Origin of the sequence: Pararhizobium antarcticum (assembly GCF_001885585.1) — a bacterium.
Lineage (GTDB): Bacteria > Pseudomonadota > Alphaproteobacteria > Rhizobiales > Rhizobiaceae > Pararhizobium > Pararhizobium antarcticum.
The window spans coordinates 15,602-31,744 of record NZ_LSRP01000073.1; the positions used below are offsets into that span (position 1 = coordinate 15,602).

9 protein-coding genes and 1 tRNA gene are annotated in these 16,143 nt (G+C 62.3%); 7 read left to right on the plus strand and 3 right to left on the minus strand.

Annotated elements, in window-relative coordinates:
- Positions 1 to 37: 37 nt before the first annotated feature.
- The gene (locus AX760_RS07040; protein ID WP_071832285.1) at positions 38 to 4,216 is read right to left on the minus strand and encodes an ATP-binding protein; all 4,179 of its coding nucleotides are present in this window, start codon (positions 4,214 to 4,216) and stop codon (positions 38 to 40) included.
- 262 nt (positions 4,217 to 4,478) lie between these two features.
- Between AX760_RS07040 and AX760_RS07045 the strand changes: the two genes are divergently transcribed.
- The 6 genes from AX760_RS07045 (at position 4,479) to bcsN (ending at position 13,227) form a co-directional block, all read left to right on the plus strand.
- Positions 4,479 to 4,928, plus strand: coding sequence for a phasin (locus AX760_RS07045; protein ID WP_071832286.1), 450 nt, complete (start codon positions 4,479 to 4,481; stop codon positions 4,926 to 4,928).
- A gap of 196 nt (positions 4,929 to 5,124) precedes the next feature.
- Positions 5,125 to 5,201: transfer RNA gene (locus AX760_RS07050), tRNA-His, on the plus strand.
- A 272-nt stretch (positions 5,202 to 5,473) separates the two neighbouring features.
- Positions 5,474 to 7,756 carry a UDP-forming cellulose synthase catalytic subunit gene (gene bcsA / locus AX760_RS07055; RefSeq protein ID WP_245294960.1) on the plus strand — a complete coding sequence of 761 codons (2,283 nt, stop codon included), beginning with the start codon at positions 5,474 to 5,476 and terminating at the stop codon, positions 7,754 to 7,756.
- The gene (locus AX760_RS07060; protein ID WP_071832287.1) at positions 7,749 to 10,118 is read left to right on the plus strand and encodes a cellulose biosynthesis cyclic di-GMP-binding regulatory protein BcsB; all 2,370 of its coding nucleotides are present in this window, start codon (positions 7,749 to 7,751) and stop codon (positions 10,116 to 10,118) included. Before bcsA ends, AX760_RS07060 begins: the two co-directional genes overlap by 8 nt.
- The gene (locus AX760_RS07065) at positions 10,115 to 12,217 is read left to right on the plus strand and encodes a hypothetical protein (protein ID WP_071832288.1); all 2,103 of its coding nucleotides are present in this window, start codon (positions 10,115 to 10,117) and stop codon (positions 12,215 to 12,217) included. Before AX760_RS07060 ends, AX760_RS07065 begins: the two co-directional genes overlap by 4 nt.
- Entirely contained in the window at positions 12,214 to 13,227 is a 1,014-nt protein-coding gene (gene bcsN, locus AX760_RS07070) for a cellulose biosynthesis protein BcsN (RefSeq protein ID WP_071832289.1), read from the plus strand. Before AX760_RS07065 ends, bcsN begins: the two co-directional genes overlap by 4 nt.
- Before the next feature lie 15 nt (positions 13,228 to 13,242).
- On the opposite strand, the gene AX760_RS07075 is transcribed toward bcsN, so the two are convergent.
- Both AX760_RS07075 and AX760_RS07080 read right to left on the minus strand, forming a co-directional pair.
- Positions 13,243 to 14,124: a LysR family transcriptional regulator gene (locus AX760_RS07075; protein WP_071832290.1), complete on the minus strand. Its 882-nt coding sequence runs from the start codon at positions 14,122 to 14,124 to the stop codon at positions 13,243 to 13,245.
- Positions 14,125 to 14,134: 10 nt separating this feature from the next.
- A complete protein-coding gene (locus AX760_RS07080; RefSeq protein WP_071832291.1) occupies positions 14,135 to 14,452 on the minus strand; it encodes a putative quinol monooxygenase in 318 nt (105 codons plus the stop codon).
- Positions 14,453 to 14,577: 125 nt separating this feature from the next.
- On the opposite strand from AX760_RS07080, the gene AX760_RS07085 reads away from it, so the two are divergent.
- Positions 14,578 to 16,074 (plus strand): CoA-acylating methylmalonate-semialdehyde dehydrogenase, encoded by a 1,497-nt coding sequence (locus AX760_RS07085; RefSeq protein ID WP_071832292.1) that lies wholly within the window; start codon positions 14,578 to 14,580, stop codon positions 16,072 to 16,074.
- Positions 16,075 to 16,143: the final 69 nt, after the last annotated feature.

The window sequence follows — 16,143 nt, forward strand, 5'->3', positions numbered from 1 at the left end:
ATCCTCGATACCTTCGGCTCTTGGCGCGTTCCGAACCCTAATCCGCCAGAACCCGCTGCGACGGGAAGGAGATTTCCACCAGCGTGCCTTCGTTGGGTGCCGAGTTGATCGAGAACTGGGCCCGGTTGGCCTCTGCCATCGCTTTGGTCAGCGGCAGGCCAAGGCCGGTGCCGTCGCCGCGTTTGCGCGCACCGGTCGTCACCTGCCGGAACGGTTTCATCGCCTGTTCCAGTTCGGTGCGGGTCATGCCGATGCCGGTATCGCGGACGCGCAGGATGACGCTGCCATTCGCCTCGTAGGCGGTCGAAACGACGATCTGGCCGCCGGACGGCGTGAACCGGATGGCATTCGACAGGATGTTCAAGGCCATCTGCTTGATCGAGCGGCTGTCGGCGACGATGTTCGGGACAGAGCCCGACAGTGACGTGCGGATGATGACGCGCTGGCTGTTGGCCTGCGGTTGCACGAGGGAGACCGCCTCGGACACGGCGTCATTGATCTCCACCGCGGTGAATTCGAGGTCCATCTCGCCGGCCTCGATCTTCGATATGTCGAGCAGGTCGTTGACGATGTCGAGAACGTGCCGGCCGGAGCGGCCGATGTCATTGGCATATTCGACGTAACGCGGATTGCCGATCGCACCGAAATGCTCGCTCGCCATCATGTCGGAAAAGCCAATGATGGCATTGAGCGGCGTGCGGATCTCGTGGCTGACGCGGGCGAGGAAGTCGCTCTTGTGGGCATTGGCGGTTTCGGCGGCGCGCTTGGCATTGCGCAGTTCCTCTTCCGTCCGCTTCCACTGGGTAATGTCACGGATGACGGCGCAGTAACCGTTCGACGAGGAGAGCCGGCCCATGGTCATGAACAGCGGGATGAAACCGCCGGATGCCTCGCGGCCGATGACCTCGCGGCCATCATTGAGCACGCTGGCGACGCCATGGCCGGCCAGGCCGGCCAGATAGTCGAGCACGGCCTTCTGGCTTTCATGGGCAAACAGCATGGCAAACGGCTTGCCGCGAATTTCGCCGTCGTCATAGTTGAAAAGTGCGTTGGCCGAGCGGTTGAGCGAGCGGATTTCGCCATCGGCACCGATAATGGCAACGCCATCGGTCGCCGTCTCCAAGATCGAGCGCAGTTCCTCGGCCTCCATCTGCAGGGCCGCGATGGCTGCATGGTCGGGGTTCACAGCAACGGGCGCGGCTTCCACTTCGGTCTCTACGCTCTCTGTCGCCCTTGCGTCCTGAGGGGCGGCTGACAGCGCCATCACCAGCGCGCTCTTTTCTTCCCAGCGGATCGATTGCAGCCGGGCGTTGACGGGGACCAGCCGTCCATCATTGCGGATGAGCATCATCGTGCCGTCGGGCATGTCGAACAGGCCATCTTCTTCGGCGACGAAAAGCGCGTCGATACCGCCTTCCTCGCGCAACGCCTCCAGCGAGGCAAAACCGGTCAGCGCCAAAAATTCCGGATTGGCATGATAGAGCTCGTCGCCGGCATGAACCAGAAGCGCAACCGGCAGGCTGTCGAGAAGATCCTGGTTGACGCTGCCGGCATGGGCGCTGCTGCGTGTCGGCAGAACATCGACAACGGCCTTCGGCGCGTCGTCTTCGATGTCCGCGCCGGAGGCTGCATCTCCCCTGGGGTCGATATCCTGTTCAGCCTCGGCAGCATGCGGCGTCTCGGCCGACGATAGGCCAGCCGTGTCGTCCCGCTCCTGCTCTGGCGTTTGCGTCTGTGCGACCGTTTCCGGGGTCTCGGCTTGCTCGTCCGTTGCAACAGGCGGAGGGCCGCCCTCGCGTTTGCCGAAGGTTTCGCCAAGCTGCCGGGCGATTTCGCGGAAGGCCGCCTGCTCGCCACGGGTCAGGGTTTCAGCGCCCTGCGGACGATGATTGTCGAGCCGCACGACCTTGTCCGAGGGGCTGTGCCCCGGATTTTCGACGATCTGCAGCGCCGGCCGCTCGCCGCGGAATGGATCCTCGGGCGTCTCATCCGCCGCTTTCGGTGCATCAATCTCGCCGGTCGGCTGGTCGTCGTCGCCAGGCTCAGTGGAAAGCGCCTCTGTTTCGGCCGCGGCGTCGTCGCCCTCGGCCTCGACCGTCAATCCGTCTTCGGCAACAACCGCATCGTCGGGCCTGTCGTCCGTTGCCTCTACGGCGCCTTGGTCCGCTTCCGACGAAAGCGTTGCGTCCACAGCGGCCTCGTTTTCTGCAATCGGTGCAAGCGCCTCGGTGACCGGCAGTGCCGTGCCATCCGCTTCATCGCCGTCATGCCGGTCGAGCGCGTCAGCGACCGGCAGGCCGAGGGCAAGACCGATGCTGCGCGGATCTTCGATCGCATCGGCAACGCGGACGATGCCGAAGCCGCGGAAGCCGTCGAATTCGCGGTTGCGCGAATAGGTCGGCAGCGCCGCAAGATCGACCGGCACCTGCAGGCTTGTGCCTTCCACCGGCCAGAGGATCGTCTTGCCCGACCAGGTGTCGCGGCGCTTCAGCAATTCGCCGATCTTGCCATCCACGTCGAGGTTGTATCGTTCGGCGATTTCGCTGAAGGTCACGCCGGAAATATCGGCCGAGGCCGGGCCGACAGCCCGGGAGAACTCGTCGGAAATCTCGCGGAAGCGACCACCGGAATCGATCTTCCAGACGAAACGCACGGCACGGCTGTCCGGATTGAAGAGGAAGCTGGCCTCATCGCTTTCGGAGGTCGGAGTACCGGCATCGATCTCGGCTGGCGTCGGCAAAGCATCCGCCGGTTCGCCAGGCCGTTCGCCATCGATTTCGCCAGGAAACTTGCCGGAAAACTCGCCAGAAAATTCGTCTGTGGCCTCATCACTGGTTGCCGGCGCAACGGATGTTTCTTCATCACTTTCGTCGGCAATAGCCGCGGTGTTCTCGACCGGTGTCCCGGAGATGGCCTCGACAGGAGCGGTGTGGTTCGCGTCAATCCCTGTTGCAGCCTCGCCCGCGATCGCAGCGTCATCGTCCCGGCTCGGGTCAAGGGGGTCGTTTACGGCTTCAAGGTCCGGCTCGAGCGTCTGGACAATTGCATCCGCTTCCGGCTGGTCGGCTTCCCCTGATGTCTCAATGTCGACGTCCGTGACGCCATCGGCGAGGTCCAGCTGTTCCGGTGCAGGCGCAGCATCGCCCCCGTTGTCCAAAGGCGATTCATCAACTGCGTTGCCGATGAAGGCGCCGGCATCGGCCTGCGATGGTGTTGTTTCAGGTGCGGATGCGCCCGGCAGTGCCTCGGCTTCCGAAACGAATGCATCGCTGGGCGTTTCGTCCGCAACGACACCGTGCTCCGGATCCGGATCGGCATGATTGTTCGGCTCGCTCGATGCGGGATCGATGGAGGCCGGGCCCGCAGCGGAGGCCGCGCCATCGTCCGGCAGCGGCGTTTCCGTCTGAAATCCGGCGCCATCCACCGGCTCTGCCTTGTCGGAAGCGGGTTCGGCATCGGCGAGGATTGCTGCCGGCGGATCGAGAGCCGCAGCCGTGCTGGTGCCGGCAAGGGCGCCATCGTCGAAATCCGCACCCGGATCGAGATTGCCGAGAATGGTTTCGACGGCAAACAGAAGATGCAGGGCAGGGGTGTCGGAGAGCTTGCCGATGGCGGCAGGCAGATGGCCCTTGCCGGTCGGAATCGGGCGCTTGACCAGCCAGTCGCTGTCGCGGGCTACGGCGGCAACCAGCGCGCGGCAGGTCTGCGGCGTCATGGCGAGGCTTTCGAAGCCGGCGGAGGCGGCAATGATGCCACCATCGCCATCAAGCACGGCCATATGCGTGTCGGGATCATCGAAGCCCGAAATCATGGTACGGGCGATTTCCGCCGGGGTGCGCGCCTTGACGTTGCCGGGTGCAGTAAACAGGATCGCCGTTTCGCCCGGATGCACACTGATCATCTTCACCAGCGCGCTGACCGGCATGCGGCGAAAGCCGGTGCCGATGCGCATCAGGAAGGAGCGACTGTCGCCGACGCGCGCCAGTTGCCGGGCTGTTGCCTCCATCTGGCGAAAGGCCACGTCGGCGGTATTGGTGCCGCTGTCGATGAAATCATAGATCGACGGCGTGCCGAAAAGGGCGGCACCTTCGCCGTTCGACCAGAGAACCTGGCCCATGTCCTGGGAAAACAGAACCGCCGCCTCGCCCCGCGCAAAGTGCCCGCGCACCTGCTCATGCACGGCGATGTCGATGAAGGGGTACAGTTTAGCGGACATGAACGGACCTGTTGGCAGAAACGTCACCGGGACGTAGTTATTAACGGTCTATTAATAACCGGGGGTTTCGCCAGGGTCCAGCACGCCGTCCGATTGGCCGCTGCCTTTCGCGGTTGAAGGTTAATACCAGAGATCCATGCCCCACGCGCCTAATTTTTATATGCGATGCACAATTATGTTGCAGCGCACAATATTTTCGTATACAAGATATCCAACATCAACAGGGTGCCTCTGGAGAGGGCCCGACACAGGAGCGCTGATCATGGCTACCAAGAAAACAGACGACGTATTCTCGATGACCTCCTTCGATCCGGCCAAGGTGACCGACAGCATGCGCGAATTTGCCGAAAAGGGCGCCGTGCAGTCCAAGGAAGCCTATGCGAAGATGAAGACGGCTGCCGAAGACGCGACCAAGACGGTCGAAGCGACGCTGGAAAGCGCCCAGTCCGGCACGGTCGAGCTCGGCCTCAAGGCCATCGACGCACTGCGCACCAATGCGGAAAACTCGCTTTCGCACATGGAAGCGCTGCTCGGCGTGAAGTCGATTTCCGAACTGTTCGAACTGCAGACCGCGTTCATCCGCAAGCAGGCTGAACTGGCCATGGAACAGGCCAAGTCGATGCAGGAAGCCACCAAGAAGGTTGCCGAAAGCGTCACCAAGCCGGGCAAGGACGCTGCCGAAAAGGCCATGTCCACCTTCAAGAAGGTCTGATTGCCGATCTGCGCGCCGACAGGCCTGCGCCGATCCTGATCCAAGAGCCGGGTGGGTTGCCACCCGGTTTTTTCATGTCCTGCAATCCCCCGCTCCGTTTTTTCACGGGAAGGCACAAGTTGGGACTTGCAAAAAATGCGGACTGCCCGTATTTGACCCGGAAAGCCGCCCTGCAATCAAGGGCGAGCCTGTTTGTGCGGTTGTAGCTCAGTTGGTTAGAGCGCAGGATTGTGGATCCTGAGGTCGGTGGTTCGAGACCACCCAACCGTACCATTCCTCCCCCTGAACGTGATGCTGTCTGGTTTCTCCACGCTTTATGTCGGCGTGTGCCCAAATCTCGTGGCCGCTTGTAAACGTCGTGTTTACCTCGTTCTGTGCCCTTTCCGCGCTCTCACACTTCATTAGGACTCTATTGACCGTTTGCGCCCTAGGGTCGGCCCGTTCGATGTAGAACCGGCACGCATGATGCGTGGCTGAAATGACAATGAGGCGAGTTGCACATGCGGTGCGGTAAATTTCTGGCGATTCCGGCCGGTGCAGTCGGTTTGACTCTGATCCTCCTGCCGATGAGTCTGCAGGCGCAGTTGATGCTGAGTTTTGCGGTCCTTGGCGTCATGTTCATTGGCATGACGCGCCCGGACAACAGCACCTTCCGGCTTGTCACCTTGGTTTTCGCCGGCATTATCGCTTTGCGCTACGGCTTCTGGCGGACCACCGAGACGCTGCCGAGCATTTCCGAGCCGCTCAATTTCATCCCCGGTTTCCTGCTCTACCTCGCCGAAATGTACTGCCTCTGCATGCTGGCGATCAGCTTTTTCATGGTCGCCGATCCGATCAAGCGCAAGACGCCGGATATGGGTGCCCATGCCGACCTGCCGACGGTCGATGTCTTCATTCCGAGCTATAACGAGGATGCCGAACTGCTGGCGGTGACGCTGGCCGCCGCCAAGTCGATGGCTTATCCCAAGGACAAGCTGAAGATCTTTCTGCTGGACGATGGTGGTACGGATGCCAAGCGCAACCACAGGAATCCGCATATATCGGTCGCTGCGACCCGCCGCCATGAGCAGCTGAAGGCGCTCTGCGTGGCGATGGGCGTGCAGTATCATGCCCGCGAGCGCAACGATCACGCAAAGGCCGGCAATCTCAATGAAGGGCTGAAAATCTCTACGGGCGAACTCGTCGTCGTGTTCGATGCCGACCATGCCCCGGTGCGCGACTTTCTGCGCGAAACGGTCGGCTTCTTCCGCGAGGACGAAAAGCTGTTCCTCGTGCAGACCCCGCATTATTTCCTCAATCCGGATCCGCTGGAAAAGAACCTCCAGACCTTTGCCCGCATGCCGTCCGAAAACGAGATGTTCTACTCGATCCTGCAGCGCGGGCTCGACAAGTGGAATGCCTCGTTCTTCTGCGGTTCCGCCGCCGTCCTGCGCCGTTCGGCCCTGGAAACGGTCGACGGCTTCTCCGGCCAGTCGATCACCGAGGACTGCGAAACGGCACTGTCCCTGCACTGCAAGGGCTGGAACAGCGTCTATATCGACAAGCCGCTGATCGCCGGCCTGCAGCCCGAAACCTTTGTCTCCTTCATCGGCCAGCGCGCCCGCTGGTGCCAGGGCATGCTGCAGATCCTGCTGTTGAACCGCCCGTTCCTCGCCAAGGGTCTCTCGTTGCCGCAGCGCCTCTGCTACGCCGGCATCAACACCTTCTGGCTGTTCCCGCTGGCGCGGCTGGCCTTCATGTTCTCGCCGCTGCTCTATATTTTCTTCTCGCTCGAGATCTACAAGGCCAATATCCTCGAATTCGCCTCCTATGCCGTGACCTATCTCGTCAGTTCCTTCGCCATGCAGAGCTATCTCTACGGCAAGGTCCGCTGGCCGTGGATTTCCGAGCTCTACGAATATGTGCAGGCGGTGTTCTTGTTCGGCAGCATCATCAGCGTCGTGCGCAACCCGCGCAAGCCAACCTTCAACGTCACGGCCAAGGGCCAGACGCTCGACCAGAGCAAACTTTCGCCGCTGGCAAAGCCGTATTTCGCGATCTTCTTCCTGCTGCTCGCGGCGGCCCTTTATTCCGGCTACCGGGTGCTCACCGAACCGGTCGCCAGCGAGCTTCTGCTGATCGTCGCCATGTGGAACCTGATCAATCTCGGTCTTGCCGGTGCCGCCCTCGGCGCTATCGCCGAACGCCGCGAACTGCGCCGCAACCAGCGCCTGCCGGTCAAGCGCCATGCCTTGCTGCGCATCGCCGATGCCGTCTATACCGTCGTCATCCAGGATGCCTCCAGCGGCGGCGTGTCGATCGAATTCGTCGATCCGGAACCGAAGATGGACCTTGCCAACCCGACACGGGCGCAGGTCGAAGTGCGCCGCGGCGGCCAGACGATTGCCTTCAATGTCGTCTATCGCTCGCGCCGGACCCTGGACAAGGCATCGATCTTCGGCTTTGCCTATGCCGAACGCACGCCGGAAACCTTCATGGCGATTGCGGAGTTGATGTATTCCGACCAGTCGGTCCTGCAGGATCGCCTCGTCCGTCGCCAGGTGCGCCGCAATTTCTTCTGGGGCACGAGCCGCTTTGCGCTGTGGAGCCTGACGGAATCCTTGCGTGCCGTTCGCTACAGCGCCGGCCTCATCCGCGAAAGCGTCGCGCATTCCTTCGAGGATGCACCGATGGTCCTCAACGACAACAAGGTCGTGCCTGTCGGTGTGTCCGCAAGGCCCATTGACGCACCATCCCCGGTTATTGCCGGCTCTGTTCAAACAGGGTCTGTTCAAACAGGCCCGGTTCACACAGGCCCGGTTCACACAGGAACGCAGCTCTATGGTTAAGTCCCTCAGCGTCAAGACTGTCGGCCTGTCGCTTGCCGCCCTGATGGCGCAGGCCCTGCCGCTTTCCGCCCAGAGCCTGCTCGAGGCGGCCCCTGTCGTCACAAGGGCGCAGCCCGGTGCCAGCGAAGCCATCCTGTCGACGCGCGCAGCACCGGCCGTGCCGGAGGAAAAGAAACCCGGCGGCCTCGTGCCCTTCGAGCAGTCAGCCCCGGACTATCGCCTCACCGGCGAGGATGATGTCGGCCGCTTCACCTTCAATCTCTCCGCCGAGCAGGTGGCGAAGGGCGGCAGCCTTTCGCTTCCTTACCGCAACGCAGTCTCCGTGCTGCCCGATACGTCGGTGATGGACGTGGCCGTCAACGGCCGACCGGCCGGCACGTTCCGCATTGCCTCGCCGAACGACTTCAAGCCAGAGCAGATCAAGGTTGCCGGTGCGCTGCTGAAGGCCGGGCGCAACGAGGTCACGCTTCGGGCCCGCCAGTTTCACCGCGTCGATTGCTCGCTGGAGGCGACCTACGAACTCTGGAGCGAACTCGATCCGCAGACGAGCGGCTTCATCGCTGCCAAATCGGAAGGCTTCAACTTCTTCGATGACGTGCTCACGGTCGCCCGCAACGAGGCCGGCGTCACCGATATCCGGCTGATCCTGCCGCAGACGGCAACCGCCGAAATGCTGAACGATGCGGCGCCTGTCTTGCAGACGCTGGCGCTGTTCATGAACCGCGACGATCTTTCCGTCAGTGTCGGCGACAGGCCGGGCACTGGTCCGGGCATCGATCTCTACGTTTCCACCGAAAAGACCCGCGCCCAGCTCGGCACCACCACGGTGATCGTGCCCTATGGTCTTTCGGTCGCCAACGCCGGCGAAGAGGGCAGGGCCATGGTCAGCCTGCGCGGCGCCACCCGTGCCGAGATCAGCAGCCAGTTGCTCGCCGCCATTCGCGGCCCGCTGAAGGAAAGCCTCGACAGCGGCATCTTTGCAACCGGCACCGGCACGATCCGCGCCGATGCGTCGAGCCGCTACCAGCTCAGTGATACCGGCTACGAGACCCGCGTCTTTTCCGGTCGTCTTTCGCGCACCGACTTCAACATGGTCATGCCGGCGGATTTCTATCCGGCCGATTATGACACGATCGGCCTTCGCCTGTTTGCGGCGACGTCGCCGGGCCTGAAGCGCACCGCCCAGCTTCTCGTCCGCGTCAATGACAAGGTCGTCACCAGCTATCCTTTCCGCAACACCGAGGGCGAGCAGTTTGACGGCAAGCTGATCGAGCTGCCGCTGCGGGCCTTTCATCCCGGCGAAAACAAGGTCGAGCTTTTGGCCGAACTGCCGACCGCATCCGACGATGCCTGTGCTCCGGAAGCCCGCAACGATGCCAAGCCGCGCTTCATTCTGTTGAAGAACACCGAGATCACCGTGCCGGCCCTGGCCCGCATTGGTCGCCTGCCGGATATTGCCGCATTGGCCGGCAATGCCTATCCCTATGCGGACGGCAAGCCCTTCGATATCTTCGTCGAGCGCCCGGACGGTCAATCCGTCGGCGCGGCGCTGACAATGCTGTCGCGGCTCGCCATTGCCGCCCGCAATCCGCTCAATGCCAGCATCCGCCTGAGTGCGGCCACGGCTGTCGAAGGCCGCAACGCCCTGGTGATCACCACCGACAAGGAATTTGCCGAGATCGGACGCGCCGGCAAGGGCGAGTTTCCGCTGGACGGCTTTGCTGAAGACGGCGACGCGACCGCCCTTGACACCGATCCGCTGAAGACGGCGGCGATTTCCAGTGCTGCACTGTTGCAGGAGGCGTCTGCCGGACCGGGCACGGACGATGCCGAGGCCCTGCTGGATGCGTTCAAGAAGTCGACCACGCAGCCGGATGGCCTTTCCTGGAACAGCCGCATCGGCAGCTGGTTCAGCATGGCTGGTGCGCGCTTCGCCCAATGGCTCAACTATGATGACGGTGCAAACCGGACGCTGGCCTTGAAACCCGACCAGTCGCTTCTGACCCTGTCGCAGATTCCGTCGCCGGAAGGCAGCGGCACCTGGACGGTGCTGCATGCCCGCTCGCCGCGCGATATTGCGCTTGGCGTCCGGCGTCTCGTCGAACCAGCGGTCTGGAGCAAGCTCGACGGTGGTTCGGCAGAAATCCAGACGGCAAGTCTGGCGGTCAATATGCTGCCGGCCGGCACGCATTTTATCGCCGGCATGACCGATCAGAGCCCGGCCAATATCCGCCGTCTCGCGGCCGCCTGGTTCTCCGACAATTTTCAGTTCTACGTCCTGCTTATCGTCGCTTCGATGGGCATTTTCGGGGTCTGGCTCGGCCGGACCGTGCCGCGCAAGGGTGTGAGGTCCGATCAATGATCAGCAAACGTTTTATTGCTCTGCTTGCCGCATCCTGCATGCTGCTGCCCGCGCTGGGCCGCACTCAGGATTCCGCCGCTTTGTTGACGCAGGCCGAAGGGTCATTCCGTATTGTTGATGACGCGATGGACGGTGCGGTTGCCAACGACGCCGGAACCGAGGAGCCGCAGGCGTCCGCGCCCGGCACGCAGCCAGCGGTGACACGCGCCCAGCCGGCACCGGACGCCGTCGAACTGGCGGCGCTCTATTATTATGCCGAGCAGAAACAGGAGGAGCGGGTTGCCGCCGAAGGCGCGCGGCTGCGGCTGAAATATCCGGCCTTCGAGCTACCGCAGGATCTGTATCAGCCCTTGACCAGCCGCAGCGCCGACGAGACGCTGCTCTGGAAGCTTTATCAGAAGAATGATTTCACCGGCATCGATGCCGAGATCATCCGGCTGAAAAGCGAAGCGCCGGAGTGGACGCCGAGCGCCGATTTCAGCGAGAAACTGGCGCGCAAAAAGCAGCGCGTGCTGATGACCGAGGCAGCCAGCGCCAAGAACTGGACCGGTGTCATTCAGGCAGGCAACGCCATCGATCCGGCGACGGAAACCGAGGTCGATCTGCTCTGGCAACTGATCGACGCCTATTCCCAGACCGGCATGCGCGACCCGCTTGCCAATGTCTATCGTGGCATCCTGCTGCGCGAAGGAGAAAAACGCCTGCCGGATGCTGCCCTCGTGACCACACTGCAAAAGGCCATCCGCGATTTCCCGGCCTCCGAGGTGCAGGCCGTCATCAGCAAGCTCTCGGTGACGCCGGCCATGCAGGCCGGACTGCAGCCGGTTGCCTCCGATCTGCTGCGCAAGACCGTTGCCGATTTCAATGCGGATGAAAAACGCACCGAGCCCCTGGCAGATGCCGATCTGGAGCCGTTGAAACTGGCAACGCAGACAAAGCCGGTGGCCACCGACATGGGCCTGCTCGGCTGGTACTATCTGAAGATCAAGCAGCCGGCGCTCAGCGCCCAGTGGTTCAAGAAGGCCATGGACGTGAAACCTAACGCCAGCAGCGCAAAGGGTCTCTATCTCAGCCTCGCGGCGCAGAATCTCGAGGAAGAAGCCTATCAGGTCGCCGCAGCGCATCTGCAGGATCTCTCCGGCGATCCGGAATTCCTGATGAATGCCCTGTCATTGCGCTTTGCCAAACCCGACATGGCGACGATCGACGAACAGATCGTTGCCTCCTACTCGACGACGATCCTGCAGACGCTGAACGCCGATCACGCGGAAATTCTCGCCTGGTACGCCTATAATTCCAAGCAGTACGAGGCCGCCGCCGCCTGGTTCGGCAAGGCGATCGACTGGAAGACCGCACCGGCACGGGTCAAGGGGCTCGCTCTGTCGATGATGCGCCTGTCGCAGAAGCAGGAATTTGCCGAACTGCAAAGCAAATACAAGGACATCTATCCGGAGATCTGGGCCGAGATCAAAATCGCCCCGGCACCGAAGGGCAAGAAGGCCACGGCGGTGATCAAGCCGCGTGGCGCGATCCAGGCCAATTATTTCCGTAACTTCCAGGCCAAGCGCTACAGCGCCTGCATCAGCGACCTCAACGACCTGCGTGGCCGTGGCCAGATGACGCCGAATGCGTCGCTGATCGGCGGGTGGTGCTATCTCGGTCTGAGCCGGCTTTCCGAAGCGCGCGCCGCGTTTGCCGAGGCCATGGCCGCCGGCGGGCAGATGCAGGCCGACGCCGCCTATGGCACGGCACTGACGCTTCTGCGCGGCAAGCTGACCGACGATGCCGATGCGATCCTGCGGGCCTATCCGATGACGGCGGAACGCGACCGCGAGGTGCGGGCCGAAATCTACGTGCAGCGGGCCCGCTCGGCCTTCGACCAGAAGCAATACCAGGTGACACTCGATGCGCTGAACACGCGCGCCTCGCTGGTCGCAGAACCCGCAGATCTTAGCCAGTTGCGCGGCTGGTCCTATTATCACCTTGGCAACAAGGGCATGGCCCGGCAGGTCTTCCAGCGGCTGAACGATCATCTGAACGACGCCGCCTCGCGCCGCGGCCTGCTCGAGGCCTCGCGCATCGAAGGAGCACGCCAATGATCCGCAGGCTTTTCTGGCTGGTTCCGCTCGTGCTGTCCGGCTGCAATACGATCGATGATCCCTTTTTGCAGACCGCCTCCCTGACGCGGGACGGCGCTGGCGCGGGGCCGGCGCTGGCGCGGTCCGTCTCGCCAGACCTGGCGTTGGGCACGATCCCCGTGATCAGCGGTTCCGCCGCCTCGGTACGCCAGACCGTCCGGAAGAACTACGCGCTGCAGACGATCGTCTATGGCAACACCACCGACCTGCCCGGCGAAAATACCCTGGTCGTCACCGTTGGTGCGCCCGGCAGTGAAAAGGGCTTCACCCGCGCGCCGTCTGCGGGCGACCTGCGGGGCGAGATTGCCACGGCGCTTCCGGGCGTCGCCATGAAGATCAGCACCATCATCGGTGACAATGCCTATGGCACATTCGGCTATGCATCCGGCGCGACCGGAAAGAATGGCAGCTGCATCTATGCCTGGCAGCTGGCGCGCAATGTCAGTGCCCGCGATGGCGCCGGCTTTTCTGCGCTTGGTCGATCGAAATATGCGGCTCAGGTCCGCCTGCGCTACTGTGCGACCGCAACGTCGGTCGAGCAACTCGTCGGCCTGATGAACGCCCTGCGGCTGAAACCGGTGACCGATCAGACGCTGGAGACGCTTCGCTATTCTGCGGGGCAGGGCGTCGCCTCCGTTCCGGTGTTGCAACCGGTCGTCCAGCAGGCCGCCATCGAGACGCAGCCGGTGCCACAGCGCCAACGCATCCGCCGGATTGCAAGCCCTGAAGTGGTCGAGGATGACAAGGAAACCGTAGCGCCCGACGACGGCAGCATCAAGAACCCGGTCAAGGTCCCGTTGCCGAGTGCTGCGGCGGTCTCGGCAGGCAGTGCAGGCAAGGAGCCGGCTGCCGAAGTTGCCGTCGCGCAACCTGCACCGGTTGCGGAGACGGTGGAAGCAGATCCCGTCGAGATGCCGATCGCCAAGCCGACGCTGATCCCCCTGCCGAGCGCGGTTGCGATCAAGAAATGATCGTATTCCGCCGGATCAGAGAAAGATCCGGTGTTCGGCAGTGACCAGTTCCTGAAGGAAATCGACGACGGTCCGGACTCGCACCAGATCGCGGGCGCTTTCGTGATAGGTCGTCCAGTAGGCGCGCCGGATCATGGTGTCGGGCAGGATGCGGACAAGCTCCGGATATTGCCGGGCGATATAATTGTGCAGGATGCCGATCCCGGCACCGGACCGCACGGCCTCCGTCTGGCCGGTGGCGCTGGAAATCTCGAAGGCGGCATCCCAGCTGCGCATCACTTCCGCCGTGAAGTTCAAGGAGGCCGTGAAGATCAGGTCTTCGACATAGCCGATCCTGCGGTGGGTTTTCAGCGCCTCGACTGTCGCGGGCGTGCCGTGTTCGGCGAGGTAGGCCTGCGCGGCGTAGAGGCCGAGCGTATAATCCGTTAGTTTTGACGAGATCAGCCGTCCCTGCTCGGGGCGCTCAAGCGTAATCGCGATGTCGGCCTCGCGCTGCGACAGCGAAAACGAGCGCGGAACCGGGACGAGCTGGATGCGCAGTTCCGGATAGCGCGCCGTGAGCCGACCCAGCCGTGAACTGAGGAAAGACACGCCAAACCCATCCGGTGCGCCGATCCGCACGGTGCCGGCGATCGCCGTGTCGATGCGGCCGATCTGCGATTGTGCCGCCAGCATCTCGGTTTCCATGCGCTCCGCCGCATTCAGGAAAATCTCGCCCTCCGCCGTCAGGTCGCAGCCATTGGTCCGCCGGATCAGGAGCCGCGTTTTGAGCGACTCCTCCAGTGCTGTCACGCGCCGGCTGAGCGTTGCATGGTTCAACCCGAGGCGCTTGGACGCAGCAAGGATCTGGCCGCTTCGGGCAACCGCGAGAAACATGCGGACGTCGTCCCAGTTCATGCGGCTTTCCTCATTTCGAGCACATGGCGATGGGGTCAAGCGCGACAAGATCAAGAGACTTCACCATGTTGGCCGTCGCCAATTTGTATTTCAGAAAATGCGGTGTCTTGAGATGCGCCTCATAGGCCGCCCGGCCGGCATAGACTTCGAGGATTCGAATTTTTGCAGGACTGCCTTTGACCGAAACGGCATGCAGCATCAGAACGCCCGGCTCCTTGTCGACCGAGGCTTCGATTTCCTCTGCCAGCAGGGCGATATAGGCCGCAATCTGAGCCGGATCGATTTCCAGATCGGCCATCTGGACGATCTTTTCTTCAGCGTCAATCATCGTATATCTCTACTATCGTCGATGGTGTGCATTAATCCACGCACAACGGTTGCTGATTATCGCGCGTTGATTTGTGCATATTGTAGTGCGACACTCCCGCCATAATCAAGATCAGGAGGATCACCATGTACGAGATCGGTCATTTCATCGATGGCAAGCGCGTTGCCGGCACCAGCGGCCGCACGGCCAATGTCTTCAATCCGGCCACCGGCGAAGTTCAGGCAACGGTGACGCTCGCCAGCGATGCGGAAATGAATGCCGCCGTCGCCAACGCCAAGGCCGCGCAGCCGAAATGGGCAGCCACCAATCCGCAGCGCCGCGCCCGCGTCTTCATGAAGTTCGTGCAACTCCTCAACGACAATATGGACGAACTGGCCGAAATGCTCTCGCGCGAGCACGGCAAGACCATCGAGGATGCCAAGGGCGACGTCATCCGCGGCCTGGAAGTCTGCGAATTCGTCATCGGCATTCCGCATCTGTCGAAGAGCGAATTCACCGAAGGTGCCGGTCCCAACATCGACATGTATTCGATCCGCCAGGCTGTCGGCATTGGCGCCGGCATCACGCCGTTCAACTTCCCGGCGATGATCCCGATGTGGATGTTTGCGCCTGCCATCGCCTGCGGCAATGCCTTCATCCTGAAGCCATCCGAGCGCGATCCGTCCGTGCCGATGCGCCTTGCCGAACTGATGATCGAAGCCGGTCTTCCGGCCGGTATTCTCAATGTCGTCAATGGTGACAAGAGCGCCGTCGATGCGATCCTGACACATCCGGACATCTCGGCCGTCTCCTTCGTCGGCTCGACCCCGATCGCCCGCTATGTCTATGGTACGGCTGCGATGAACGGCAAGCGCGCGCAATGCTTCGGCGGCGCCAAGAACCACATGATCATCATGCCGGATGCCGATCTCGACCAGGCCGCCAATGCGCTGATGGGCGCCGGTTACGGCTCTGCCGGCGAGCGCTGCATGGCAATCTCGGTGGCTGTCCCTGTCGGTGAAGACACGGCCAATCGCCTGATCGAAAAGCTGACGCCAATGGTCGAATCCTTGCGCATTGGCCCCTACACCGATGACAAGGCCGATCTCGGCCCTGTTGTCACCAAGGAGGCCAAGGAGCGCATTCTCGGCCTGATCAACAAGGGTGTCGAGGACGGTGCCAAGCTCGTCGTCGATGGCCGCGATTTCAAGCTCCAGGGCTATGAGAACGGCCACTTCATCGGCGGCTGCCTGTTCGACAACGTCACGCCGGATATGGATATCTACAAGACCGAAATCTTCGGACCGGTCCTCTCCGTGGTGCGTGCCAAGACCTATGAGGAAGCGCTCGATCTTCCGATGAAGCACGAATACGGCAATGGTGTCGCGATCTATACCCGCGATGGCGACGCTGCCCGCGACTTCGCAAGCCGCATCAACATCGGCATGGTCGGCATCAATGTACCGATCCCGGTGCCGCTCGCCTATCATTCCTTCGGCGGCTGGAAGTCCTCGTCCTTCGGCGATTTGAACCAGCACGGCACGGACTCGATCAAGTTCTGGACCCGCACCAAGACCGTCACCTCGCGCTGGCCGTCGGGCATCAAGGATGGCGCCGAATTCGTCATGCCGACGATGAAATAAGGCCGGACCTTATCTTCGGTGCTGCAATCTGGGTCTCCTGCGGGAGGCCCTTTTTGTTTTGCGCGACGG

What these genes read in the sequence shown, in the direction of transcription:
- AX760_RS07040 (WP_071832285.1), bottom strand. Translation starts at nt 4,216, where the DNA reads ATGTCCGCTAAACTGTACCCCTTCATCGACATCGCCGTGCATGAGCAG.
- AX760_RS07045 (WP_071832286.1), top strand. Translation starts at nt 4,479, where the DNA reads ATGGCTACCAAGAAAACAGACGACGTATTCTCGATGACCTCCTTCGAT.
- AX760_RS07060 (WP_071832287.1), top strand. Translation starts at nt 7,749, where the DNA reads ATGGTTAAGTCCCTCAGCGTCAAGACTGTCGGCCTGTCGCTTGCCGCC.
- AX760_RS07065 (WP_071832288.1), top strand. Translation starts at nt 10,115, where the DNA reads ATGATCAGCAAACGTTTTATTGCTCTGCTTGCCGCATCCTGCATGCTG.
- bcsN (WP_071832289.1), top strand. Translation starts at nt 12,214, where the DNA reads ATGATCCGCAGGCTTTTCTGGCTGGTTCCGCTCGTGCTGTCCGGCTGC.
- AX760_RS07075 (WP_071832290.1), bottom strand. Translation starts at nt 14,124, where the DNA reads ATGAACTGGGACGACGTCCGCATGTTTCTCGCGGTTGCCCGAAGCGGC.
- AX760_RS07080 (WP_071832291.1), bottom strand. Translation starts at nt 14,452, where the DNA reads ATGATTGACGCTGAAGAAAAGATCGTCCAGATGGCCGATCTGGAAATC.
- AX760_RS07085 (WP_071832292.1), top strand. Translation starts at nt 14,578, where the DNA reads ATGTACGAGATCGGTCATTTCATCGATGGCAAGCGCGTTGCCGGCACC.